The 26,125-nt window shown below is 52.6% G+C and carries 22 protein-coding genes; 18 read left to right on the forward strand and 4 right to left on the reverse strand.

Going from position 1 to position 26,125, the window contains the following annotated elements:
• Nucleotides 1-209 precede the first annotated feature (209 nt).
• On the forward strand, nt 210-2,495 hold the full coding sequence (locus tag HY879_02970; GenBank protein ID MBI5602292.1) for a PAS domain S-box protein: 2,286 nt from the start codon (nt 210-212) through the stop codon (nt 2,493-2,495).
• 312 nt (nt 2,496-2,807) lie between these two features.
• Here the strand turns inward: HY879_02970 and HY879_02975 are convergent, their stop codons facing one another.
• Nucleotides 2,808-3,629: an SDR family oxidoreductase gene (locus tag HY879_02975; protein MBI5602293.1), complete on the reverse strand. Its 822-nt coding sequence runs from the start codon at nt 3,627-3,629 to the stop codon at nt 2,808-2,810.
• 406 nt (nt 3,630-4,035) lie between these two features.
• Here HY879_02975 and HY879_02980 point away from each other — a divergent pair, with 406 nt between their 5' ends.
• On the forward strand, nt 4,036-4,788 hold the full coding sequence (locus tag HY879_02980; protein ID MBI5602294.1) for a glucose 1-dehydrogenase: 753 nt from the start codon (nt 4,036-4,038) through the stop codon (nt 4,786-4,788).
• Nucleotides 4,789-5,059: 271 nt separating this feature from the next.
• Here the strand turns inward: HY879_02980 and HY879_02985 are convergent, their stop codons facing one another.
• Nucleotides 5,060-5,767 (reverse strand): TetR/AcrR family transcriptional regulator, encoded by a 708-nt coding sequence (locus HY879_02985; protein MBI5602295.1) that lies wholly within the window; start codon nt 5,765-5,767, stop codon nt 5,060-5,062.
• An 807-nt stretch (nt 5,768-6,574) separates the two neighbouring features.
• Between HY879_02985 and HY879_02990 the strand changes: the two genes are divergently transcribed.
• From HY879_02990 to HY879_03065, 16 genes are all read left to right on the forward strand, one after another.
• Complete coding sequence (locus HY879_02990) at nt 6,575-7,882, forward strand: ABC transporter substrate-binding protein (GenBank protein ID MBI5602296.1); 1,308 nt, start codon at nt 6,575-6,577, stop codon at nt 7,880-7,882.
• Nucleotides 7,883-8,040: 158 nt separating this feature from the next.
• Nucleotides 8,041-8,904: a branched-chain amino acid ABC transporter permease gene (locus HY879_02995; protein MBI5602297.1), complete on the forward strand. Its 864-nt coding sequence runs from the start codon at nt 8,041-8,043 to the stop codon at nt 8,902-8,904.
• A gap of 1 nt (nt 8,905) precedes the next feature.
• Nucleotides 8,906-9,946: a branched-chain amino acid ABC transporter permease gene (locus tag HY879_03000; GenBank protein ID MBI5602298.1), complete on the forward strand. Its 1,041-nt coding sequence runs from the start codon at nt 8,906-8,908 to the stop codon at nt 9,944-9,946.
• A gap of 113 nt (nt 9,947-10,059) precedes the next feature.
• Nucleotides 10,060-11,769 (forward strand): AMP-binding protein, encoded by a 1,710-nt coding sequence (locus HY879_03005; GenBank protein MBI5602299.1) that lies wholly within the window; start codon nt 10,060-10,062, stop codon nt 11,767-11,769.
• Between the two features lies 1 nt (nt 11,770).
• Nucleotides 11,771-12,541, forward strand: coding sequence for an ABC transporter ATP-binding protein (locus HY879_03010; protein ID MBI5602300.1), 771 nt, complete (start codon nt 11,771-11,773; stop codon nt 12,539-12,541).
• Nucleotides 12,542-12,543: 2 nt separating this feature from the next.
• Complete coding sequence (locus HY879_03015; GenBank protein MBI5602301.1) at nt 12,544-13,293, forward strand: ABC transporter ATP-binding protein; 750 nt, start codon at nt 12,544-12,546, stop codon at nt 13,291-13,293.
• A gap of 676 nt (nt 13,294-13,969) precedes the next feature.
• A complete protein-coding gene (locus HY879_03020; protein MBI5602302.1) occupies nt 13,970-14,842 on the forward strand; it encodes a methylenetetrahydrofolate reductase in 873 nt (290 codons plus the stop codon).
• Between the two features lie 35 nt (nt 14,843-14,877).
• Nucleotides 14,878-17,919: a CoB--CoM heterodisulfide reductase iron-sulfur subunit A family protein gene (locus HY879_03025; protein MBI5602303.1), complete on the forward strand. Its 3,042-nt coding sequence runs from the start codon at nt 14,878-14,880 to the stop codon at nt 17,917-17,919.
• Nucleotides 17,919-18,392 carry a hydrogenase iron-sulfur subunit gene (locus HY879_03030; protein MBI5602304.1) on the forward strand — a complete coding sequence of 158 codons (474 nt, stop codon included), beginning with the start codon at nt 17,919-17,921 and terminating at the stop codon, nt 18,390-18,392. The genes HY879_03025 and HY879_03030 overlap by 1 nt, the downstream gene beginning before the upstream one ends.
• The gene (locus HY879_03035; protein MBI5602305.1) at nt 18,389-19,057 is read left to right on the forward strand and encodes a methylenetetrahydrofolate reductase C-terminal domain-containing protein; all 669 of its coding nucleotides are present in this window, start codon (nt 18,389-18,391) and stop codon (nt 19,055-19,057) included. The genes HY879_03030 and HY879_03035 overlap by 4 nt, the downstream gene beginning before the upstream one ends.
• Nucleotides 19,054-19,980, forward strand: a complete 927-nt coding sequence (locus HY879_03040; GenBank protein ID MBI5602306.1) for a methylenetetrahydrofolate reductase — start codon at nt 19,054-19,056, stop codon at nt 19,978-19,980. Before HY879_03035 ends, HY879_03040 begins: the two co-directional genes overlap by 4 nt.
• A gap of 187 nt (nt 19,981-20,167) precedes the next feature.
• Nucleotides 20,168-20,563, forward strand: coding sequence for a response regulator (locus tag HY879_03045; protein ID MBI5602307.1), 396 nt, complete (start codon nt 20,168-20,170; stop codon nt 20,561-20,563).
• Nucleotides 20,560-21,060, forward strand: coding sequence for a hypothetical protein (locus tag HY879_03050; protein MBI5602308.1), 501 nt, complete (start codon nt 20,560-20,562; stop codon nt 21,058-21,060). The genes HY879_03045 and HY879_03050 overlap by 4 nt, the downstream gene beginning before the upstream one ends.
• On the forward strand, nt 21,060-21,599 hold the full coding sequence (locus HY879_03055) for a hypothetical protein (protein MBI5602309.1): 540 nt from the start codon (nt 21,060-21,062) through the stop codon (nt 21,597-21,599). The genes HY879_03050 and HY879_03055 overlap by 1 nt, the downstream gene beginning before the upstream one ends.
• The gene (locus HY879_03060) at nt 21,596-23,122 is read left to right on the forward strand and encodes a PAS domain S-box protein (GenBank protein ID MBI5602310.1); all 1,527 of its coding nucleotides are present in this window, start codon (nt 21,596-21,598) and stop codon (nt 23,120-23,122) included. Before HY879_03055 ends, HY879_03060 begins: the two co-directional genes overlap by 4 nt.
• A gap of 63 nt (nt 23,123-23,185) precedes the next feature.
• A complete protein-coding gene (locus HY879_03065; protein MBI5602311.1) occupies nt 23,186-24,661 on the forward strand; it encodes a response regulator in 1,476 nt (491 codons plus the stop codon).
• A 346-nt stretch (nt 24,662-25,007) separates the two neighbouring features.
• Here the strand turns inward: HY879_03065 and HY879_03070 are convergent, their stop codons facing one another.
• Together HY879_03070 and HY879_03075 are read right to left on the reverse strand one after the other, a co-directional pair.
• Nucleotides 25,008-25,655 carry an anaerobic ribonucleoside-triphosphate reductase activating protein gene (locus HY879_03070; protein MBI5602312.1) on the reverse strand — a complete coding sequence of 216 codons (648 nt, stop codon included), beginning with the start codon at nt 25,653-25,655 and terminating at the stop codon, nt 25,008-25,010.
• Nucleotides 25,645-25,893, reverse strand: a complete 249-nt coding sequence (locus HY879_03075) for a hypothetical protein (GenBank protein ID MBI5602313.1) — start codon at nt 25,891-25,893, stop codon at nt 25,645-25,647. Before HY879_03075 ends, HY879_03070 begins: the two co-directional genes overlap by 11 nt.
• Nucleotides 25,894-26,125: the final 232 nt, after the last annotated feature.

Raw genomic sequence — 26,125 nt, forward strand, 5'->3', positions numbered from 1 at the left:
AAATATAATGGTCTCGTAAAAACTCGTCATTCCCGCGCAGGCGGGAATCCAGGCTATATGTAACTAATTAAAAACACTGGATTCCCGTTTTCACGGGAATGACGTAAATCGGCGCTTTTGGACTTTTTACGAACGCATCAAATATGGAAAATAATATATGGTGGGGGTGGAGGAAATTCACTTTCGTTTGTAAGAAGGGGGCATTAGAAATGGGCACTGAGAAACAAATCCTTATCGTCGATGACAATACCACCCTCAGGGAAGGGTTACGGTCTCTTCTTGCCTCCCATCAGGGCTTTCAGGTCGTAGACGAAGCCGGAGACGGCCTGGAGGCGATTCAGTCCGTCGACAGGTTTCTTCCAGACCTCGTTATAATGGATCTTTCCATGCCCCGAATGAACGGGATGGAGGCCACTCGGGAAATCAAAAAAAAATGGCCTGAGATAAAGATACTGGCCTTCACCGTGCAAGATTCTGAAGAATATATTATGGCCATGCTAAAAGCCGGCGCCGATGGCTATATCCTGAAAGATTCCACCCAGGATGAACTGATTCAATCCATTGAAAATATTCTGGCCGGAAACCGGGTCTTGAGTTCAGACATCGAGGAGGCCTTGCGTGAGAGCGAGGAGCGGTTTCGGGCCGTTTTCGAATCAGCAGCCATCGGCATAGAGCAGCATAACCTGAATGGTCACTTCCTGCAGGGAAACACAAAACTCGCCGAAATTATCGGTCTGACTGCCCAGGAGATTCGTCAACGATCCTTTAAGGAGATTACCCATCCGGATGACCTGGAGCGTGAAGAACCCCTGATTGAGCAGTTGATTCGAGGCGAGCGGTCATCCTATACCATTGAAAAGAGATATATCCACAAAGACGGCCACCCGGTCTGGGTCCGGGCCACCTCTTCGTTGGCTAAAGAAGTCCGAACCCCTTACCGGATTTCCATCATTGAGGATATCACCGAGCGCAAGAAAGCTGAAAACGCCCTGAAGAAGTCCGAGGAAAAGTATCGTGAGCTGGTAGAAAATATCAATGATGTCATCTTTGAATTGGATGAGAATGGGAGGGTAACCTATATCAGCCCTACCTGTGAGTCTGTTATGGGATCTTGTCCGACTTTACTGATCGGCAAGACCATCACGGACTTCCTGTTTCCGGAAGACCGGGCGGCAGCCGGAGAGGGTATCCGGAAAGTTATGAATGGTCAGGTGCACTCCATTGAAGTTCGGATACCGCACCAATCCGGTGAAGTCCGTTGGGTAAGAATTTCAAGCCGGCCGATCGCCAAAGAAGAACGGATAATCGGACTCCGGGGGATACTGACCGACCTTACGGAACGTAAACGGATGGAGGAGGAGCGGATTATAATTGACAAGCTGGAATCCACTGGGATCCTGGCCGGAGGAATAGCCCATGATTTCAACAACCTTTTGGCCGTGATCCTTGGAAATCTTGAGCTGGCCAGGATATTTCCTCAGTCCGTTGAGATGATGATTCCATACCTCGAGGCAGCCGAAAAGGCGGCCGTCGCGGCCCAGGGTTTGACCCGGCAGTTTATCACCTTTGCCAAGGGGGGCGCACCGGTAAAAAAAAGGATCTCCCTGACCGATCTTCTCAAAGAGCACGTCACCTTTGCCTTGAGAGGGTCCCCGGCCGGTTGTACCTTCTCGATTCCGTCCGATATCTGGCAAACAGAGGTTGACGAGAATCAGATCGGACAAGTCATACGGAATATGGTTTTAAATGGCCGGGAGGCCATGCCGGATGGCGGAATGGTCTCGGTGGCCGCGAAAAATGAAACGGTTGACAACCGGTCAGGTCTGCCTTTATCCGATGGAGATTACATAAAGGTGAGCATCGGAGATCAGGGCAGCGGCATTCCCGGGGAGGTTCTTCCTAAGATCTTTGATCCCTATTTTTCGACCAGAAAACGGGGAGATCAGAAGGGGATGGGGCTTGGATTGACCATTTGTCATTCGATCATCCAGAAACATGGCGGGACGATCACCGTAGCTTCAAGGTTGAGTGAAGGAACGACCTTTCATATTTATCTTCCCGCTTCAAGGGAAGCGGAGTTTATGGTACCGGAGGGTCTTCATGGGATGGGCAGGGTCCTGGTGATGGACGATGAGGAGATGGTCCGTAAACTGATCGAGTCAATACTTCAGGCCCTGGGTTATGAGGTAACTCTTGCAGAAGACGGAGAAAAGGCCATTGAGTGCTATCGACAGGCGAAGGTCCTTGGTTATCCCTTTGATGCGGTGATTTTGGACTTGATCGTATCCGGGGGGATAGGGGGTAAAGATGCGATCCGGGAATTTCTGAAATTTGATCCCCAGGTGAAAGCGATTGTTTCAAGCGGCTACTCGAATGACCCGGTGATCATGAATTATGAACTGTATGGCTTTTCGGGTGCTCTGACAAAGCCTTATCGGATCTGCGACCTCCACGAAACCCTCTCCAAGGTCATAGGGAAGGAAGTCAAGGATTGAAGGAAGAAAGATATTTGAAATTCTGGAATCCAGAAGTCAGAATAAACTAAAAATGATGGTCTCGTAAAAACTCGTCATTCCCGCGAAGGCGGGAATCCAGGCTATATGTAACTAATTAAAAACACTGGATTCCCGTTTTCACGGGAATGACGTAAATCGGCGCTTTTGGACTTTTTACGAACGCATCAAAAATCCCTTTAAGGCTTGATCCTCATTCTGAATTCTGGCTCCTGGATTCTAAGCATCGTTAGATATCAAAACCAGTTTATAAAATTCTGAGAGATAAATTCTCAGATGTCACTTTGGAAGAATCTAAGCTTTCGGGGATGAAGCCGGCTGTAAGGCCCCGGAAAGCAGGATCCCGCCGTCCACTACGATCTCGGTGCCGGTCGTATAACTGGAGGCATCGGAAGCCAGATAAATCGCCGCTCCGGCTATCTCATCAGGATCCCCGATGCGTCTCATGGGGGTCATCAGAGCCATGGCCTCCTGCTCCTTTTTGGCCTCTCCCGGTGAAAGGTGAAACCAGTGGGAGTTTAACATCTTGGTGCTGATCGGTCCGGGAGCAATCGTGTTCACCCGTATATTAAAAGGCGCCAGTTCTGAAGCAAAGGCTTTGGTGATCATGCGGACACCGGCCTTGGAAATACTATAGACGCTTACCCCGGGTTCCGGCATAAAGCCGTCGACGGATGCGATATTGATGATTTTGCCACCACCTTGCTCCTTCATTACCCGGGCTACGGCCTGGCTGGTAAAATAAAGGCCTTTCATGTTCAGATTCATAATAGTATCCCAAAGACGCTCGTCAGACTCCAGGACGCTTCCCATAGACGGGCTGGCGCCGGCATTATTGACCAGGATATCAATCCTTCCGAAGCGGTCCATAACCACCCCGACCATCTTGTCTATCTCTTCCTTCTTGCCCAGATGGGCTTGAATAGGCAGGGCCTCCCCCCCAAAAGCCTTAATTTCAGCGGCATTGGCCTCCAGGTCGTTAATTTTTCGGCTGGTCAGGGCCACTTTTGCCCCGGCCTTGGCAAACCCCAAAGCAATAGCCTTGCCTATGCCCCGGCTGCCCCCGGTTACAATAGCAATTTTACCCTGTAGAGAGAACTTGGAAAGATCAAACATGGTAAAACCTCCTTTATTTTTATAAAGAACCAATAATAACCTATGAAAAGAAATTATCAAGAAGAAAATATAGCTCTTTTTTAGAATACAACCCTTTTTTTATTCAATTTTTCCTCTTGACCCTCGTTCTCTTCTCATTCTATAATCCCGTAACAGTTGTCTGGGATCTGGGATCGGGGATCTGGGGACAGGGGTCTGGGGGCAGGGAGCAGTTAAAGAATAAAGTTGCAGGTTGCAAGATGCAAGTTTCAAGTATGACGGCTTCGTAAAAAGTCTGGCCTGGATTCCCGCCGGCGCGGGAATGATGACTTATTACGAGTCCATCAAATAGAAAGAACAAAAAGAATAATGATCTGCCTGTATCAGCGAAAATCAGCGTCCTAATTTAAATCGGAGGTAAAGAAAAATGGATTTTTCATTGAACGGAAAGGTTGTACTCATCACCGGTGCCAGTCGGGGAATCGGTCAGGCAGCAGCCATCGGGATGGCTCAGGCCGGGGCGGACATTGCCATTGCCAGCCGGAAACTTCCCGATCTGGAAAGGGTAGCGGAAGAGGTCAGAAGGACGGGTAAAAAATGCCTGCCAGTGGCGGCCCATGTTGCCCGGATAGAGGAAGTCAACAATCTGGTTACTAAGGTTCTGGAGGAGTTCGGAAGGATTGATATCCTGGTGAACAATGCCGCCACCAATCCCACAATGGCTCCGGCCCTGGACGTAGACGAGCGCGGCTGGGATGCAATCATGAACCTGAATCTAAAGGGTTTGTTTTTCCTGAGTCAGGCCGTGGCCAGGATTATGAAGGAAAAAGGCGGGGGTAAAATCATCAATGTGGCCTCCATCGCCGGGATCAGTCCTGATTTATTGCCGGTTTATTCGATCAGTAAAGCCGGGGTGATTATGGCCACCAAGGTGATGGCCCAACAATGGGCCCCTTACAATATCAGGGCCAACTGTGTCGCCCCCGGTTTGACCAAAACGCGTTTCAGCGAAGCCCTTTGGAACAACCCGGCCATCCTGAATATCGCTATGAGCAGGACCCCCATGGCCCGGGTAGCCGAACCCGAGGAGATGGTGGGAGCCATCATTTTCCTGGCCTCCGATGCCTCCAGCTATGTAACCGGCCAGGTGATTGCCGTGGATGGAGGGACGACCATATAGCTCTGGATCTGCGAATTTATCTCTAACCTTCCAGCGCTGCTGACGGTTCATTGCTGGTTGCTGGTTACTCGTTACTGGTTACCGTTTCTCGTTTTATTTCGAAAATAGGGTTCAAGGGTTTTAAATTCCACGCCTTTCACTTGAACCCTTGGCCCCTGTCCCGCCTTTGGCGGGATTGAATCCTTTTTCATGTTTCGTGGTGCCCCCAGGCGCATGAAGGTTTAACCAGCAACCAGTAACGAGTAACGAGATAAATTTCAAATATCTTTGGTTACTTATGGCTTGGGTCCCCTAAAGGCTTTCGTTTCTTCATGGAGGGTAATTCTGTGGGGGGGGTATTCTCTTCCGGTTCCTGACGGATTTGAATATTCCAGACTTTCTCTTCCCTTCGGATCTTGATGCCGCCGATGATCAGATCGGTCAGGGAATCGGATAATTCGACCAGACTTTCCGGCTTTCCCAGAAGGACCCGTCGAATGACTAAATGTTCGACGGTTCCTAAAATGATGGCCCGTACCAAATTGAGGTTGATATCAGCCCGGAATTCTCCCGAATCAATCCCTTCCTTGACAATATTCAGGAGGATCCTGGAGAGTTCCCTCACGTCTTCATAAGCCCCCACCTCTAAGAATTTCCGGTTCTGTTTAAGGATCAGCATGGCTACAGCGGCGTAATCGGGGTTCGTTTCATAAAACCAGAGATAGTGATAGATAATGGCCCTTAACTTGTTGGAAGCCCCGCGTAGAAATTGGAGGAGAAAGGTCATGCTTTCTTTGGACCGGCGCGTCGTTTCCCCGGGAATGGAGAACAGGAGTTCCTCCTTGGAGGGAAAATATTCATAAATAGTGGCTTCCGAGACCTTGGCCTCCCGGGCTACATCCGAAATGGTGGCCTCCTGGAAGCCTTTCCGGGCAAACACCTTCTCGGCGGCCCTAAGGATCTGTTCTTTTCTGAGTTTCGATTTGGGTTGATTAGCCATACAGTTTATCCTTATTTTTTTATTTCGTATTAAACCGCCATGCCCCGCCTTTTGGGGCATGGCACCACGAAGCATGAAAATAAATCTACAAGAGGCTATGGGCAATAGGCAATGGGCGACAGGTACCCCAACAAATATATATATTTTCTTCGCCCATAGCCTATCGCCATTATGAGTTTTCAGCCTTGTAACTTGCACATTTATTCTTTAACTGATCCCCGGTCCCTGTTCCCTGATCGCTTGCCCTCCGATCGCCGAACGTTATTTTTGTATCATATTATCGTAAATGGACCGGGAAAGACAACTTTTTTAAATGGTATTGAGGCTGTCAGGTAGCCATCGGTTTTTGAGTGCCGTGAATTTTTAGAATAACAATACAATTTTTTGATCATTTTCAGTATTGATACTCTATTATTCCTATCTTTTTGTAATAGAGCCTGCAATAAGTCAAGTGGAAAATAGATAATATAAAATAATGGACGAAAAACCAGGGAACCCAAAAAAAATAATTGACATTTAACCCCGGTTTTGCTACAGAGCGGAGTTACGTCTTTGATCTTGTAAATCTTTGGATCAAGAGCCCATTGGATTTTTCTCACTCTCATTCTCGGTTGCAGAATCCAAATTTTGCTTTAACGGATGGTTCGGGTGGATGGACCCTGGACATCATTTCCGCCCTTTCAATTGGAGTTAAGGATGTATTTACCCCAAGACACCTTTTTTCTAAAAGAAAGTTTTCCGGCCTGTGTGTTTTCCCGCACATTTCAAAATAAAACCAATCTATTAAATTGAAAGGAGAGAAGTGCGATGAAGAAGTTTACCTTTGGATGGAACGTTTTGTTTACCGTGGGTTTGGTCTTGATGATGTGCTTTTCGGCCTGGGGGGCCGGGACTATCAAGATCGGTGTAATCGGCCCGATGAATTTTATGCAGGGCAAGGGTCATTGGAACGGTGCCCTCATGGCCGCCGATGAGATCAATGCCAAAGGGGGCGTTCAGGTCGGCAAGGAAAAAATCAAAATAGAGCTGGTCAAGTCCGATTCCAATGAATTCTTAAATGTCACCGATGCCACCAACGCCATGGAGCGTTTAATGACCCAGGACAAAGTGGATTTTGTGGTCGGCGGTTTCCGGACCGAGGCCGTTTTGGCCATGCAGGACATCGCCATGGACTACAAAAAACTATTTATCGGCTGCGGGGCGGCCCATCCGGAGCTCTGCCTGCGGGTGGCCAAGAATTATGACCGCTACAAATATTTCTTCCGCGGCACCCCCTTTAATTCCGGTTTTCTGGTCAGGACCTGTTTTCTTCAAATGGGCTATGTCGGAGAACTTCTGAAAAATACTTTGAAAATCCCTAAGGTTAAAGTTGCCCTGGTGGCCGAGAAGGCTATCTGGGTCGATCCCATGATCGAAGCGGCCAAGGGAGTCATTCCCAAAATGGGCATGGAAGTAGTCGGTGTCTGGCGACCCTCGGCCACGGCGACCGATGTGACTTCCGAGCTTTCGGCCATTCAAAAGAGCGGCGCCAACATGATCTTTACGGTTTTTTCGGCCTCAGTCGGGATTACCTTTGCCCGACAGGCCGGGGAACTCAAGATTCCGGCCGTCCAGGTGGGGATCAATGTGGAAGGTCAAAAGGACGGTTTCTGGGAAGCCACCAAGGGCATGGGGAATTATATCCTGACCATGGATACCTATGTTCACGGGGTTGAATACAATGACCTGACTAAAAAATTTATGGATACCTATGAAAAACGGTTTAAGGAGACCCCGACCTACACGGCCGACACCTATGCCGCCATCGTCTATTCTTTGGTTCCCTCCATTGAGGCCGTAGGCAGTCTGGATGCCAATAAGATAATCGCCCACATGGAAAACCGGGAATATGTGGTCCCCAGCGGAAAAATAAAATACTATAAGGATGCCCAAGGTAAACAGACCCATGATTTGGCCTGGGGGCCGGGCTACCTGACCAGTCTGGGAGTCCAGTGGCAGGACGGCAAACTGGTTGGTGTTTGGCCTCCTCCCAAATGGAAGATGGACGCCAACTCCCCCGAGCTCAACTATAAGGGGATTCAACCTTATAAGATACCACCCTGGATGCATAAGTAGTTCGGAGTTTGGAGTTCGGAGTCCGGAGCAAACCCGTACCACTCCGAACTCCGAACTCATTACTCCGAACTATAATCCGTGGACAGGATGATCACCCTGAATCCGGAATCGCTTGAATCCTATTTTTTCGAACTATTGATTGAACTTTCCGAGGTAATATGAATATCATCATCACCGGTCTGATCAGCGGCAGCATGCTGGCTTTGCTGGCCATCGGTTTTTCCCTGATTTTCGGGGTGGCCCGCATCGTAAACATCGCCCATACCGCTTTTTATATGGTCGCCTCCTACTGCATCTTCGTTTTCACGGTCAAGCTCGGGTTTAATTCCGTTGCGGCCATGTTGATCGCGGTTCTGGTCGTTACCCTGTTGGGCTTGCTGGCCTATAAGTTTTTGATCAACCCCATCAGGGAACATGAAGCGGCCGTTTTGATTGCCACCATCGCTCTGGCCATGATCTTTCAAGAGGTCATGCTTTTGATCTTCACCGGAGATTACTTAAGCGTATCCTCCCTGATTGAAGGCTATTTCCAGATTTTAGGGGTCAAAGTCTTTTATCAACAATTGCTGACCTTCGGAGTGGCCCTGCTGATCCTGGGGGTCCTCTGGTTTTTGTTGATGAAGACCCGTTTGGGTCTGGCCATCCGTTCCACGGCCGAAGACCGGGAAGTGGCCAATCTGATGGGCATGAACGAAAGCCGCCTGGCGATGATCACCCTGGGCATCTCGGTGGCCCTGGCCGGGTTTACCGGGGCGGTCGTCGTGCCCCTGGCCGTGCTTAATCCCTTTATGTGGATGGAACCCCTGATCATGATGATGGCCGTTGTCGTCCTGGGCGGGCTGGGCAGCATCAAAGGGAGTTTTGTGGCTGCCTATATCCTGGGTTTTACAGAGGCCCTGGTGGTTTTCCTGATCCCCAAAGGGGCTTTCTTAAAGGGATCCATCGCCCTGTCGATCATGATTCTGGTCCTGTTGATACGGCCGGAAGGCCTCTTCGGCGTTGCTTTTGAGGAAGAGAGGTAGTATGGGTCTTGTCGGCTGGTATGTGAAAAAATTTTTCAGGCTTATTCGAGGGGAGGTGCTGGTCCTCCCCAGCCGGATCATCGTCGGCCTTTTTGTCGTATTCCTTTTGGGGCTGCCTTTGATAAGCCAGAACCCCTATCTGATCCGTATTCTTATTCTGACCAGCATCTTTGCCATCCTGGCGGCCAGTTGGGATTTACTCTCCGGTTTCACCGGCCAGATGAATTTCGGCCATGCCCTTTTCTTCGGAGTGGGGGCCTATGCCTCGGCCCTTTTGCATATCAACGTCCATATTCCCCCCTGGGGAAGCATTCCTCTGGGGGGGGTGGCCGCGGTCCTGGCTGGCTTGATCATCGGTATCCCCTGTCTCAGGCTGAAACATACCTATCTGGCCCTGACGACCCTGGCCTTTCCGATTATCCTGACCGGGATTATTTTTGCCCTCCCCGATCTGACCGGCGGTGAGTTGGGGATTTCCGGACTGCAGCGTCTGACCAACTCCCTGCTCGGCAATTATTATATTTATATCATCCTCTTTCTGGTTTTGTCGGTGATCATGTGGAAAATAACCGACTCCCATACCGGTATTATTTTTCATGCCATCCGGGAGGATGAATTAGCGGTCAAGGCCGCCGGCATCAACACCACCCGCTATAAATTGTTGGCCTTTTGCCTGAGCGGATTATTTGCCGGTATCTCCGGCGGACTTTATGCCCATTATATGCGGATTGCCGGTCCTTCCACCCTCGAGGTCTCCATGTCTTTTTCGGTGGTCATCTGGGCGGTTTTCGGGGGTATGGTGACCATCTACGGACCCATAGCCGCGGTCTTTATCCTCTTCCCCCTGCTGGAATTCGTCCGTTTCTGGCCCGAATACCGGACCATGATTTTTGCCGTCGTCATCCTGCTGATCCTTTTGTATATGCCGGAAGGTTTGATCCACTGGGCCCGGGACAAGATGGAAAAACAATGCCCCCGGTGCAAAATCAGAAACGTGGCCACCCGGAAGAATTGCCGGGTATGTACCGCAGCTTTGGATTGAAGAGCGATCCTTGAACGAAGTGCTCCTCAAGCGTAGCGATCCTTGAACGAAGTGCTCCTCAAGCGTAGCGATCCCTGAACGAAGTGTCCATTTTTTAAAAAAAGGAATACATTATGAACCCTAAAGAATCCTATCTGACCAAACCCTGGTTGAAATACTATTCGGAAGGTGTGCCGGCCGAAGTGGAGATCCCGGAAATTTCAGTGCCGGAGCTTTTCGATCAGGTGGTTGAAAAATTCGGGAACAAACCGGCCCTGATTTTTTACGGCAAAAAGATCCAATACCGGGAGCTCAAAGAGCTGGTAGACCGCCTGGCCACGGCTCTTGCGGATTTGGGGGTCAAAAAGGGGGATACGGTGGCCTTATATCTTTTAAACAGCCCCCAGTACGTAATCTCTTATTTTGCCACCCTGAAATTGGGGGCCAAAGTAACCCCCATCAGTCCGGTCTATACCAGCATTGAAGTCAAGCACCAGGTGGAAGACAGTGAGGCCCGGACCGTTGTCTGCCAGGACATCCTCTATGACAACCTGCAAAAATCCGGAGCCAAGTTCGATCGGGTGATTCTAACCAGCATCAACGAATACCTTCCGGCCCTGAAAAAATTGTTCGGCAAGGGCAGCCAGGGCAAAGGACCGGGCGGGAGCCCGCCGCCCTCCATCGAGGCCCTTAAAGGCGCCGGGGTTTATTCCTTTCAGGATTTGATCAAAAAATATCCCCCCCAACCGCCGAAGGTGGCCATTGATCCCCGGAAGGATCTGGCGGCCCTGCCCTACACCGGGGGAACTACCGGACTGCCCAAGGCGGCCATGCTGACCCATCGCAATATGGTGGCCCTTCAGAAACAGGTCTTGTCCTTTTGGCCCATCTTCGAAGAGGGTAAGGAAGTAGTCATGGCCTTCCTGCCCTTTTTTCATATCTACGGCCAGGTGGTGGTTATGCTCGGGGGCCTGGCCCAGGGCGCGACCCTGGTCCTTTTCACCACACCGGATATTGAGGAGATATTAACCGCCATGGACCGTTATCAGGCATCCGGCTTCTATGGCGTCCCCACCCTTTTCGAATATCTCAAGGAGTATGAGAAGACCGACCGGGTCAACTGGAAACGGCTCAAGCTGATCGCCTGCGGGGCCGATACCCTCCATGAATCGACCATCTCGGCCTGGGAAAAGAGAACCGGATCGAAAATTTTTGAAGGGTATGGGATGACCGAAACCACGGCCGTCAGTCACAGTACCCCGATCCACCATCCCAAGAGGGGTTCTTTCGGGGTGCCTATTCCTAACGTCAAGGCGGCCATCGTTGAGCATGAAGGGACCGAATTTCTCCCCGTAGGGGAAGTGGGCGAACTGATTTTGTGCGGCCCCAATATCATGCAGGGTTATTGGAAAAGACCTGATGGGACCAAAGAGTCCATGATGGAAATTGACGGAGAGGTCTGGCTGCGCACCGGGGACCTGGTCAGCATGGATGAAGAAGGGTATTTCCATTTCTTTGACCGCAAACGGGACCTGATTAAATACAAAGGCTATTCGGTCTTCGCCCGGCACGTGGAGGAAGTACTGTACCAGCATCCCCAGATCAAGGCTGCCGGGGTGGTCGGGGTGCCGGACCCCAAGGTGGGCAACCTGATCAAGGCCTATGTGGTCTTGGAGAGCGAGGCCAGGGGCAAGATCTCGGAAGAAGAGGTCCTTGAATTCTGCCGCCAGAAGCTGGCCCATTATAAAGTACCCAAGATCATCGAGTTCAGGGGTGAGTTGCCGAAAACCGACGTGGGGAAGGTCTCCCGGCGGGAATTACGAGAAGAGGTTGAGGAGGCCTGATATGGCCGTACCATTCCTGGAAGTACAGTCGCTGACCAAGAGTTTCGGGGGCCTGCGGGCAGTCAATAAGGTCAGTTTTCGCATGGAGAATAAGGAGATCCTGGGACTCATCGGCCCAAACGGCGCCGGGAAGAGTACCTTGCTCCGTTTACTGACCAGTATACTGAAACCGGATAGCGGGAGCATCCACTTCAAAGGGAAAGAACTGGTGGGCATGAAAACCTGGGATATCATCAATCTGGGGGTGGCCACCACCTTTCAGAATATGAGACCCTTCCGCCGGCTGCCCATAATTGCCAACGTCATGGTTTCCTGCCTGTCTCCCCGGTCGATGAAAAGAGGGGAGTGGGTCAAGAAGGTAGAGGCCAAGGCCATGGATGCCCTGGAATTCGCCGGCATCTCGGATATGGCTCTGGAAAAGGCCTCCACCCTGTCTCAGGGGGACCTGAAACGGCTGGAAGTGGCCCGGGCCGTGGCCACCGATCCGGAATTGCTCCTCTTAGACGAGCCTTTCGGGGGTTTAAGTCCGGCTGAAACCGACTTGATGGCCAAGTCCATAAAAAGACTTCACAAGGGCGGGCGCTTCGGTCGCCTGCACAGCGAAGGTCCGGCCATGATTATCGTGGAGCACAAGCTGCAACAGTTAATGAAGATCGTCGATCGCATCATCGTCCTTAATTTCGGAACCCTCCTGGCCGAGGGGACCCCCGAGGAAGTGGTCAACAACCCCCAGGTTATTGAGGCCTATCTGGGTCAGGGAGGAAGGGAGTAACCGTGCTCTTAGAAATTAATCAATTAACCGTCCGCTATGAAAAGGCCGTACTCATCAATAATGTGAATCTGATGGTGGATTCCGGGGAACTGGTCAGCCTGGTCGGTCCCAACGGAGCCGGGAAATCGACCACCCTCCGGGCCATCACCGGCCTGGTGGCCTGGGAAAAGGAGATCAAACGCCGGTCCACGGCTGGCGACATCTTCCTGGAAGGAACGGTTACCTTTAACGGGGAACGGCTCGATCAGATTCCGGCCCATGAGATCGTCAAAAGAGGACTGGTCCTGTGCCCGGAACGGAGAAGGCCCTTTCGGGAAATGACTGTCCTGGATAACCTGATGGCCGGGGCCTATCTGGAAAAAGACCGTAAAAAAAGCCAGGAGACCCTGGGAAAGGTCTATGAACTCTTTCCGGTACTCAAAGAACGGTCCAGACAGATCTCCGGGACCCTTTCGGGCGGGGAACAGCAGATGCTGGCCATCGGCCGGGCCTTTATGTCGGAGCCGAAACTTTTGTGCATCGATGAGCCTTCCACGGGTCTGGCCCCTTTGATGCGCCAGGAGGTTTTTGAAAAAATTTCTCAGATCAACCAGTTGGGAATCACCATCCTGCTCGTCGAACAGGAGGTCAGTTCGGTCTTCAAAATGGCCAAACGAAATTACGTCCTTTCTTCCGGCAAAATCATCGCACAGGGGACCGGAGAGCAATTGATGGAAGATGAAGTCATCCGTAAGACCTACCTGGGTCTTTAACAGCAATAAAAGGCCTTTGTTTTCCGACCTGATTCCTGCCGGGGGCATTGGCCGCCGATCGGGTATCTTCATCAATCCCAGTTGCTTTGGGCTTTAGGTGCTTTGTCTGAAGTAAGCGCCTAACTTTCCTGATTCTTTTCCTGCCTAAAAAAAATCTTTTGGACCCTATTAATTTTCTTGTAATTTTAAAAATAGTAAGATAAATTTAAAAGGTTTGTCATCTGTCAATTAGGCATACAAAGCAAATATTATATTGTATTGTTTGGGTTCCCCAATACCGCTGGGTATTTTACGGGAAAATCAGGAAGCGATTGGGATAAATTGGTAAGGATTTAAGCCGACTTAAGAAACATTTGGGGCATGGATATCAGATTCGTGCCGTTGGCTATGATGAGCAGAAAGTACGAGAGTACATTAAGGATCAAAAAAAACTGGATAAAGAGCAAATGGATTTCGGATTAGAGTAGATCGAGTCCCTTTCAACTGCCCTCAGCAAGCCATCGGCCCGGCCGGTGGTTATGACTCTTAGTATTCACTCTTTGTATTCACTCCCCTTCACCGCGCATCCCCCACCCACTCCGAAAGCGTGTTTAAGGAATGGAGCTTCCGTTCAGGGAAAACCTATTTGCGATTGTGGAGCATTCATGCCCGCCAATCTTGTTAGGGAAGGAAATCCATGAGTATTCAAAAACGATTACAAAGCGGAGAATTTGTCGTTCTGGCTGAAATGAACACACCCAAGGGGGTGGATATTTCCCGGCTGATGACCGACGTCCGGCGTATTAAGGGGCGGGTCGACGGAATTGTCGTTCCTGACATGAATAACGGTGTTATGCGAATGAGCGCCCTGGCCGGCGGGGCTTTGGTCCAGCAGCAGGGGATCGAGTCCATCATCACGGTTTATGGACGGGACCGCAACCGAATGGCTTTGCAGGGCGATTTGCTGGCCGCCCATGTGCTGGGTATTCAGAACCTGATCGTGGTTCAAGGGGAAGATATGGCCAATAGTGACCACCGGAACGCCTTGCCGGTCAACGATCTGGATGAACTGGGGTTGCTCAACACCATCCGGACCCTTCAGGATGGAAAGGATTTGGCTGGCTTTGATCTGGAAGGCAGCCCGGAATTCCAGGTCGGCTGTTATCTCGCACCCTTTATTGACGATGCCGGACTGACCGGGGAGCTGGACCGGGCCCGGGAAAAGATCGCCGCCGGCGCCGGCTTTCTGGTTACCCCGCCGGTATTTGATATCAACCGCTTTGAGGCTTTCAGGCAGAAAGCCGCTGGGCTCAAAGTGCCCATCATCGCCTCGGTCTTCCTCATAAAATCGGTGGCCGTGGCCCGATATATGGCTGCCAATGAACCCGGGGTATCTATTTCCGAAGAGCTGATCGGACGAATCCGAAAGTCCTCCGACCGCGAACTGGAGGGCGTTAAAATCATCGGGGAAACCATTGCCGCGCTTCGAAAAATGGCCCAGGGCGTCCTGATTCAGACCATGGGCTGGGAGCACCGCTTGTCCGCGATTCTCGATATCGCCGGCCTCTGATACCAAACACAAAAATGGAAATGAAAAATAGAGCTATGAAAACAGCAGACCGACTTCAAAACGGCGACAGAGTTTTGGTAATCGGAGGCGGTATCGGGGGCATTCGGACCGCGCTGGATCTGGCTGAGGCCAAAAAAAACGTCGTTCTTATCGACCAGGCCAATGCCATCGGCGGATTGATGACCCTCCTGGACCGGACCTTTCCGACCAACAACTGCGACCTTTGCACCATCTCCTCGACCCTGTCAGAAACCAACCGCAACCAATATATTCAATTGATGCCGCTGACCCGGATCACCCAACTGAACGGCCAGGCCGGCGAGTTTACCGCGGTCCTATCTACCGCACCCCGTTACATCGATCTGATGCGCTGTACGGCCTGCGGGGAGTGCCGCCGGCTGTTTCCGGAGTGTGTGGATTTCAACCCCGGTCTGGATCATCGGGCACCGACCTGTATGCGTTACCCCCAGATCACCCCCCAGGCCTTCTCCATCGATCTGACGCGTTGCCAGGATCCCCAGGCCCTGGTTGCCTGCTGCCCGGCCGGAGCCATAATGGCCGACGACCGGGAACGTCAGGTCCAGATCCCGGTGGCCTCGATTGTCCTGGCCCCGGGCGCAGCGATTTTTGACCCCTCCGGCTTGGACACCTTAAGCTACGGTCTTGATCCCGATGTGCTTACCAGTCTGGAATACGAGCGTCTCTTGTCGGCTTCCGGACCCACCCAGGGAAGACTGCTCTGCCCCTCCGACGGCCGTGTTCCCTCTAAAATTGCCTGGATTCAGTGTGTCGGATCCCGGGGGTTGCAGAAAGGCGCCTCGTCCTATTGTTCGAGCGTCTGTTGTATGTTCGCACTCAAGGAGGCTGTGGTCACCAAGGAGCGTTTCCAGGAAAACATCGAAGCGGCCATTTTTTATATGGACCTGCGGACCTTCGGCAAAGACTACGAACGCTATTATGAACGGAGCCGGAAGAAATACGGGGTGCGATTTGTTCGAAGTCGGCCCAACAGCGTCTTCCGAAAAAACGGGGAGGAGCGTTTGACCATAACCTTTGCTTCCGATCAAGGCGGCCCCCCGGCCGAAGAGTCTTTTGATCTGGTGGTCCTTTCCACCGGCTTCCGGGTCAACGAAGACCTCCGGCAGACGGCCGCCTGTCTGGGAGTCGATCTGAACCCCCACGGCTTTGCCCAAACCGGTCCTTTTAATCCGGTGGCCACGTCCCGACCGGGAGTTTATGTCTGCGGGTTGTTTGAAAGCCCTAAGGACATCCCTGAAACCATGGTCCAGGCCAGTGCGGCAGCCTGCCGAGCCTCGGCCCATTTAACCTCTCAGACGGATTTAACCGATACCGAAGGCACCTTCCCGCCGGAACGGGAGGTGGCCGGCGAAGAGCCCCGAATCGGGGTGTTTGTCTGCGATTGCGGGGAGGATATCGGGGGTGTGATCAATGTGCCGGAATTGACGGCCTTTGCGAAAACCCTGCCCGGTGTGGTCCTGGCCGAAGGGGTCGGTCACGGTTGCAGCCGCGAATCCATGAGCCGTATCGAGGAAGCGCTGGTCAGCCGGAAGCTCAATCGCCTGGTGATCGGAGGATGCTCCCCCCGGACCCATGAAACCCGGTTTCAAGACCTCCTCCGTCGGGCCGGATTGAACAAATACCTGCTCGAAATCGCCAATCTCCGGGATCAGGACACCTGGGTCCATCCGGATCAGCCTTTAGATGCCGAGGCCAAAGCGCGGCAGTTGATCTGGGCCGCAGTCCTGGCCGTGAAAAAGGCCCGCCCCCTTCCGGATAACCGCTTGCCCATCAACCGCGATGTTCTGGTGGTAGGCGGCGGCGTAGCTGGAATGACCGCTGCCCTGCGGCTGGCCGATCAGGGCTTCAAGGTCTTCCTGACCGAACGGCGGTCCCTCCTGGGCGGCCTGGCCAACCTGGTCCGCCGAACCCTGGACGGTGAAGACGTCCAGATATTTATCCAGGACCTGATCCAGCGGACCATGGCCCACCCTAATATTCAAGTCATTACCAACGCCTTTATTGTTGACCACAGCGGGATGCCCGGCCTTTTTAAAACCGGGCTGCAGGTCGGTCCCCAGATGTTTTACCGGCAACTCAGCCACGGGGTTACGATTCTGGCAACCGGGGCCTTGCCAAACCGTCCCGATGAATACCTGCTCGGCCGGCACAAGGCCGTCATGACCCAGTTGGAAGCCGAGGCCTTGCTCGAAGACAGGCCCCAACAGACCGCTAACTGGGAAAATGTCGTCATGATCCAGTGTGTCGGATCGAGACAGCCGGACAACCCCAACTGCTCGCGGATCTGCTGCCAGACGGCCATTAAAAACGCCCTGAGCATTCTGGATAAAAACCCCGAGACCCTTATCTGGATCCTGTATCGGGATATGCGGACCTACGGCTTCCAGGAAGACTATTACCTGCGGGCCCGGGAAAAAGGGGTTATCTTCGTCCGTTATGAACCGGACCAGCCCCCGGAGGTCCGGGCCGCCGGCAATCAGGTGGAGGTGTCCTTCACCGATCCTATCCTGGGTCGATCCCTGAGCGTTTCAGCGGACGCCCTGCTGTTAAGCACCGGATTGATCAGCGATGACGAATCGGCCGAAGATCTGGCCGCGATTTTCAAAGTCCCCAGGACCCCGGATGGCTATTTTCTGGAGGACCACATCAAACTCAGACCCGTGGATCTCTCCAAACCGGGGTTTTTCATGGCCGGAACGGCCAATGCCCCCCTGTCTATCCGGGAGACTATCGCCCAGGCCGAGGCCTCGGCCGCCAGGGCCCAGACCTTGCTCAGTCACAACAGCATCAATCTGGGCGCTGCCATTGCCAGGGTCGATTCCAAAAAATGCGCCGCCTGTCTGATCTGCGTCCGGGCCTGTCCCTTTGACGTCCCCTTTATCAATGCGGACGGTTATTCGGAAATCGACCCGGCCAAGTGTCACGGCTGCGGCCTGTGCGCCTCCGAGTGTCCGGCCAAGGCCATACAATTGATGCAGTTTGAAGACGACCAGATTCTGGCCAAGCTCAACGGTCTGCTGGAAAGGATGGTGCAATAATGGAAGAATTCGAACCGGTCATTATCGCCTTTTGCTGCCACTACTGCGCCTATACCGCCGCGGATATGGCCGGCAGTCAACGGCTCTCTTATCCCCCGAACGTCAAAATCATCCGGGTTCCCTGTTCCGGGAAGGTCGATACCATCCACCTGCTGAAGGCCTTTGAAAACGGCGCCGACGGTGTCTATGTGGCCGGTTGTCTGGAAGGGGATTGCCACTTTAAAAGCGGCAACGTGCGGTCCGCCAAACGGGTGGCCTATGCCCGGAAGCTCTTAGACAGCATCGGCATCGGTGGCGAAAGATTGGAAATGATCAACCTGTCGGCCGGGATGGGGGAGCGCTTTGCCGAGATGGCCGGACAGATCACTGAAAGAATCCGGAGTCTGGGACCCAACCCGATTCGAAATGGAGGCCGGCCGGCCGGCTCCCCCGTAGCCGTGGTCCAAATACTGAAGGAGGAACAATCGCAATGATAACAGCGGAACGCAAACCCCTGGAAGAAATCATTGAATATATCCGGCCCTTTCAAAGAGTACTGCTGGTCGGATGCAACGAGTGTGTAACGGTTTGTGCCGTCGGCGGCCGTAAGGAAGTCGGGATTTTATCCTCGTTGCTGCAAATGTCGTTTCTGAAGCAGGGGAAAAATTTACAGATTCGGGAACATACCCTGGAACGCCAGTGCGATCCGGAATACGTTGAAGAACTGACGTCTCTGATCGACGGCGTCGATGCGGTCCTGTCCATGGCCTGCGGCTGCGGCATACAGGAGATCAGCCACCGCTTTAAGGCTAAACCGGTGTTTCCCGCCGTCAATACCAAGTTCATGGGGGCATCGGAACGACAGGGCGTCTGGTCCGAAAGGTGCCAGGGATGCGGGGATTGTCTGCTGGGGATCACCGGCGGGATTTGTCCGATTGCCCGGTGTTCCAAACAATTGATGAACGGCCCCTGCGGCGGTTCCACTTCGGGTAAATGTGAGATCAGCCCGGAGGTGGACTGTGCCTGGCAGTTGATCTGGGATCGGCTCAAGGCACTGGGAATGGAAAAGAGGTACGAAGAAATCATACCGGCCAAAGACTGGAGACCTGGCCGGGCCGATGGCCCCCGTAGAATTATCAGAGAGGATTTGGCAGAATGAAAACCCAAAGCGTACTCGAAAAAGTATTGAAAACCGGAAATTTAGCCGTAACCTCGGAATGCGGTCCGCCGAGGGGCGCAGTCCCTGAAAAAATACGCCAGAAAGCAGAGATGCTGAAAGGCTATATAGATGCCGTTAATGTCACCGATAACCAGACCGCCATGGTCCGCATGTCCAGCTTTGCCGCCGGGGTTTTTCTACGGCAGCTCGGTCTGCATCCGATCCTGCAGATGGTTACCCGGGACCGCAATCGATTGGCCATGCAGGCCGATATCATCGGGGCCTATGCCCATGGCATCCATACCATGCTTTGTCTGTCAGGAGATCATCCCCATTTTGGAGACCATCCCATGGCGGCCAGTGTCCATGACGTCGACTCCATCCAGTTTGTCCAGATGGTCAAAAAAATGCGGGAAGAGGGCAAGTTTCAGGGCGGCGCCGATATTGAAAATCCGCCCAAAATGTTCATCGGGGCAGCGGCCAATCCCTTTGCCGACCCCTTTGAGCTCCGGGTGGCCCGTCTGGCCAAAAAGGTGGCGGCCGGCGCCGATTTTATTCAAACCCAATGCATCTACAATGTGGACAAATTTGAAAAATGGATGGAAGGGGTCCGCAGCCGCGGGTTACATGAAAAATGTTATATCCTGGCCGGCATTACGCCCTTGAAGTCGGTCGGTATGGCCCGTTATATGAAAAACAAGGTGCCGGGTATGGATGTCCCCCAGGAGCTGGTGGATCGGATGGCCGGGGTGCCCAAAGACCAACAGGCCGAAGAAGGCATCCGGATCTGTGTAGAGACCATTGAAAGGCTCAAACAGGTTCAGGGCGTTGCCGGATTTCATATCATGGCCATCGACTGGGAACAGAAGGTGCCTGAAATTGTGGAACGGGCCGGGCTCTATCCCCGTCCGGTGGTGGAATGAGGGATAGATTCTACCGAAAGATATTTGAATTTTCCCTGTTGCGGGTTACGGGTTGATAAAATAATACTACAGCGACACTTTTTCCGTCATTCCCGAATGTCTTTATAAAACATGCCGGAATGACGGTTAAGGGGGCGCAAAGCAAAAAAATACGTTCTGAGGATTTAAAAAAAAAGGAGAGAAAACCATGAACGACAAAAAACTCATCCTGGTAGTGGACGATGACCCGGATCTGGTCGAGGCGGTTTCCGTAAAATTGGAGAGCGAAAATTTCCGGGTCCATAAGGCCTATGACGGCGTGGAAGCTATGGATCAGATCAAAAAGGAACAACCGGATCTGGTTATTCTCGATGTGATGATGCCGCGCAAGAACGGCTATCAGTTATGCGAGGAGCTGAAACAATCCGATCAGTATAAAAGCATCGTAGTCCTCCTGCTCACCGCAGTAGGCGCTGCCGTCACCTCCACCAATTACACCCATTGGGATGGTAAGAACACCCTGGCGGATGACTACATCCCGAAACCGATCGACCTGGAAAAACTGATGGGGATTGTTAAGGATTATTTGACCCCGGCCGCATGAACACCCCTTTCCAGAAATTACCGGTCGGCGGACTCAAACTGAGCCCGGAACTGGTCCAGATCCGGTTGCATCCGGAAGCCGGTCGGTCCCTGACCGATATTTTCCGTCGATTGGCCGACCATCAGATCAATCTGACGGATGGTTCTTTGGATATTACAGACGGCCGACCGACTGGTTTCTGCTTAATTTCCGCAGAGGACCGGTTGTCGGCCGAACAGGCCCTCCAGCCTTTTGAGGGGGCCTTCGATCTGGTTTGGCCGGTGGGTACGCTGACCATTTTCCCTCATCAGTCGCGCCTGGCCCTCATGGGGCATATCTTGTCGGCTCTGGGCGGTATCGGTCTTCCGGTTTATGGCATCGCTTCTTCGCTGTCATCCCTGATTATCACCACTGATTATGGCCGATTGGATGATGCGGTTTCCGCAGTCTGCCGGGTGGTGTCCCTGCCGGAAAACCATGCCCCCTTTCGACCGGAATTCCGCGTAAAGCAGCTCTGATGGAAACGATAGCCATTTACCGGGAAGAGGTCATTAAAACCTATGGGTTTGTCGAACGGACCGGCCTTTTTATGGTTACTTTAGATCTGCCTTCCGACCGCCTGACCTATTGGGGGGATGACCTTTTCACCCTGATTTCCCGACTGGGCCTTTCATTGGTGCTGCAAATTGCCCGGCCCGCGGCCGCCGGTACCCTGCGTCTACATCTCCTTCTGGATGAAACCCCGGCGGGACCCGGGGGAATGGATTGGCATCAGGTCCTTTTAGATGAATACCCGGGGGGATGGCAAATGGACCAGGCCGTGGATCTGGTTTATTTCCAGGGGCCTCATTACGGCGACCGGTACGGTATTGCCTATGAGGCCTTAAAGGCTCTGGACACCTGCGGTTTGCCGATCCTGGCCATGGCCTGCCTGGGGGCCTCGGTTTATTTGATTCTACCCGAAGGAAAGGCCGGTCCGGCCCGGGAAGCCCTGAAACAGGCCTTTATGATACCTGACAGGGGTGCAGAAACCGGCCGACCCGGATCGATAAGATGAATTTTCATTGGCCACACGAAGTGGACTGGCGTCTGCGGGTTTTTGACTCCCTGTCCTTTCCGACCCTGGTTCTGAAGCCGGACCGGACCATCGTTGCGGTCAATCAGAAGCTGTTGGAAAGATTTGACTGGATCCGGGATGATATCGTCGGAAAAACCTGCCGGGAATTTTTTCAGAGTTTGACCGGCGACCAGGATCTTCCCTGTGCCAATAATTCCTGCCCCCTGGATCAAACTCTGGCCGATGGCCTGGGGCATTCCATGTTGCGTCAGATCCAGCACAGGGACGGCAGTGAACATTGGGAGGACCGCGTTTTTTCCCCTATTCTGGATGAGCAGGGGGAGGTCATTTATATCATTGAATCGATCCGGGATGTGACCCGGTCCAAGGCCCTTGAAAAAAATTTACAGGATGTCCGGGAGTTCCTCAACCGGGTTCTTCAAAGTTCCGCCAGTGCCATCGTCGCTGCCGGCCGCGAAGGCCGGGTCCTGTTGATGAACCAGGCCGCCGAGGAACTGTTCGGTTACAGCTTCAAACAGGCCCGGGATATAGATGTGAGCAATCTCTATCCTCCAGGCGTGGCCCGGGGGATCATGAAAAAACTCAGGGATGATACCTATGGGGGACGGGGAAAGCTCCCGGTTACCCGGGTCGATATCCTGACGGCCCAAAACGAGCCTATTCCGGTGGAAATGACCGCAGCCATCATTTACGAGGACGGCAGCGAAGCAGCCACTATGGGGGTCTACAATGACCTGCGCTCAAGGCTGGCTGTGGAGAAAAAATTGCAGGAGGCCCAGACCCAGTTGGTCCAGACCGAAAAAATGGCTTCCCTTGGAAGACTGGCCGCCGGTGTGGCCCATGAAATCAACAACCCCCTGACCGGGATCCTGCTGTACGGCAATCTGATGAAAGAAAAACTGGAAGGGGACCACCCCCTCCAGTTTAACCTGCATTGTATCTTGGAGGACGCCGGGCGGTGTCAGGATATTGTAAAAGACCTTCTGGCTTACAGCCGCCAATCCAGCACCTCCCGGGACCGCTTTTCTCTGAATGCCCTGGTCATCGAGAGTTTCCGCCTGATCCGGGATCAAAAACTGTTTATCAATATGGTCATCCGGAAAGAGTTGTCCGGGGACTGGATGCCGGTGAGGGCCGACCGGAACAATATGAGCCAGGTGGTCATCAATCTGGTGATGAATGCCCTGGATGTTATGAATAAAAAGGGGACCCTGACCTTAAGGACCTATCGCGATGACAGCCAAAAAACAGCCTGTCTGGAGGTATCCGATACCGGGGGGGGGATTCCCGAAGAAAATATGTCCCGGGTATTCGATCCTTTTTTTACGACCAAGGAACTGGGCAAGGGGACCGGTCTGGGCTTGAGCACCGCTTATGGCATTGTCAAGGACAATAACGGCGACATTTCCATCAAGGAAACCGGACCGGGGGGAACCACCTTTCTGGTGGCCCTGCCGCTGGACCTCGATTCTATGGAAGATAATCAGGGGGCGATCGGTTAACTTAGGACGGCCCAAAGGTTAAAGAAGAGCAGACAATCAGGCAGGATTTAAAAGAGGAGCAGCATGATCATTGAAGGAGAAGTTCAAACCCATTACACCCCCCGGATACTGGTGGTAGATGATAAAGCCCGGATCCGGGAGGCCTGCAAGTCGGTATTGGAAGAATGCGGCTACGAAGTCAGTCTGGCCTCCAACGGCCTTGAGGCCCTGGCAAGCATCCCGGCCGAGCATTACGATATTATTTTACTGGACCTGATGATGCCGGAAATGTCAGGCTTTGAGGTGCTGGCCAAAGTGAAATCCCTGGATCCGGACACCGTGGTCATCGTCATCACCGGGTACGCCACCCTGGAGCATTCGGTGGATGCCATGAAAAAGGGGGCCTTTGATTTCATCCCCAAACCGTTCACGCCGGATCATCTCCGGGTAACGGTAGCCAAGGCCATTGAGTATACCCGGGCCCTGTGGGATATTGCCGATACCCGCTCCAGATTACGGACCATGGTCAATCACATTTCAGACGGGGTGATGTGTACCAACCATCAAAATAAGGTGGCCCTGGCCAACCCGGCTTTTTTAAGGATGATCGGCTGTCAGGCCTCGTCGATGATCGGCAGGGGTGTGGAGGAATTTATCAACATCCCCCGGATACGGGAGATGATCTCCCAGTCCTTGAATATGCCCGAATCGGAATTTTCGGAATTAACCGAAGAAATTACCCTGAACGGCCAAAACCGGCCGGAGGAACTGGTCCTGAGCATCCGCTGTGCCCCTTTCCGGGCCCGTAACGGCCGAAACCTGGGGGTCATTACCGTTTTGCACGACATTACGGCCCTGAAGCGGATGGACCGGATGAAATCACAATTTGTTTCCACCGTGAGCCATGAGATCCAAAGCCCGATGAATTCGGTTATGATGCAGATCCAGGTGATCCTGGACGGACTGGCCGGAGACCTGACGGAAAAACAGCGGAGTATACTGACCCGGGCTTCACAAAAAATCAATAATCTGGCCCGAATGGCCTCTGAACTGCTCGATCTGGCCCGGATCGAATCGGGTCTGATCTCTCTCGAACGGGAGCCGGTGGATATGTCGGCCATCATCAGGGATCAGGTGGCCTTTCACCTGCCTAAGGCCGAATCCGAATCGATCCGGCTGGAAATCGATGTGCCGGAAATGTTACCCCCCATATTGGCCAACCGCCGCAATATGGAAGAGGTTTTGTCCAACCTGATCACCAACGCCATTAAATACAGCCCGGACGGCGGGCAGGTCCTGGTTTCCGCCTTTGCCGAGAATGATTCCCTGTGCATCCGGGTGAAAGACCGCGGTCTCGGGATCAGCCCTGAGGATCTGAAGTTGATTTTTAAACAATTTTACCGGATCAAAAACGAAAAAACCCGGTATATCAACGGCACGGGTCTGGGATTAGCCATTGTGAAAAGCATCCTGGAATCCCATCAGGGGCGCATCAAGGTCGAGAGCCAGCCCGGTGAAGGCAGTACCTTTATTGTTTTTCTGCCGGTGTTGCCTGCCTGACCCCTGATCATTTCCCCGCTTCCAGTCTCAACAGATTCCAACGAAGCACAAAATTTCGTATCAGTTTAGATTTTTGAAAAACAATTTTCACCGCAGAGCCGCAAAGGGCGCAAAGAGGGAATAAATTTTCCTTTCTGTTGAGAGGACAGAAAGGAAAAGGCTTTCGCAACCCTCTGGGGCGTTGTCCCCTCCGGGACGGAGTCCAGGGATGTTTTGTTCAATCCCGCCTCTCACGGGATTGAACAAAGATGTTTCTCTCTGCGTTCTTCGCGCCTTTGCGGTGAAAAAATCTCTCTTTTAAAATATCTTTGGTTAGTATTTTTCTGGGCCTCCCGGTCAACGACTTTTAATGGGTGGCCGGGTGAAGATCTGGCCGGTCCGAACCGAGGGCCGGGTCCAGGGTCTGGGCCGGATTGAATTCCTGTTGTCTCCATTTCGGGGCCTCTTTTAATTCCAGGGCCATGCGGGCCAGGACCGGAGGGGTATGCCATCGGGGGATGACCGTGGTCCTGAATTCTCCGCAGACCCGACCCGAGAGGATGAAGTCCATGGATTTCCTGATGGCCTGGATGGAAACCGGGACTCCGGCACATTGCTGATAGGAGTCCTGATCCAAGGGGCCTTTGATATCCATAGCCAGGTAATCGATCAGCTTTCGGGAAATCAGAGACTGAAGGACCTCCGGCCTGGTTCCATTGGTATCTAATTTAACCGATAAGCCCATCCGGCGGATTTGATCCAACAACTCCGGCAGATCGGCCTGCAGGGTAGGTTCCCCGCCGGTGACGCAGACCCCGTCCAGCCAGCCTCTCAGTGCCGCCAATCTTTTTTGGATATATTCCCAGGGATAGGCCGACAACCTTTCCGGATGAAGGACCAACTCATGATTATGGCAGAAGGGACAGCGCAGATTGCAGGAGGGCAGAAACAGAACCGCACAGATCTTGCCGGACCAGTCTAAGAAAGAGGTTTCAATAAACCCTTTAATTTCCATACTGAAGGCTCAAGAATTTTTTAATGGGGATGGCTCCGACCACGGCCGTGCTGTCATCCAGGATCAGGATCGGTAATTCCTTTTGGGCTGTTTCGACCAATTCGTGCCAGGCCAGATGGGCCAGGGCTTCGGGGTTATCCTCCCCCAGGATTTCTTCCTGAATGCCCAGGGATGGAAGATTGAAATGGTTTTTGATGTAATGACATTTCTGGCAATCCGTTTTGGTAAATAAGGTCATGCGTAATCTCCTTTTTGGACGCAGATCGATGCAGATTGCCAAGATTTTGAAGATAAAAAAATAGTTATCTGCGGGTATCTGCGAAAATCAGCGTCCTAATTTAATTATGATCCTCAGGGGTTCAATTCTTCGGCGGCAGGGGCGGCGGCTTCTGCCGGACAGAAATAAGGCCTGTTCCGGTACCGATCCTTGAGTTCCCCGATCTTTCCCTTGTTCCAACTGGAGACTTTGG

This window comes from Deltaproteobacteria bacterium (genome assembly GCA_016219225.1).
Taxonomy (GTDB): Bacteria; Desulfobacterota; RBG-13-43-22; order RBG-13-43-22; family RBG-13-43-22; genus RBG-13-43-22.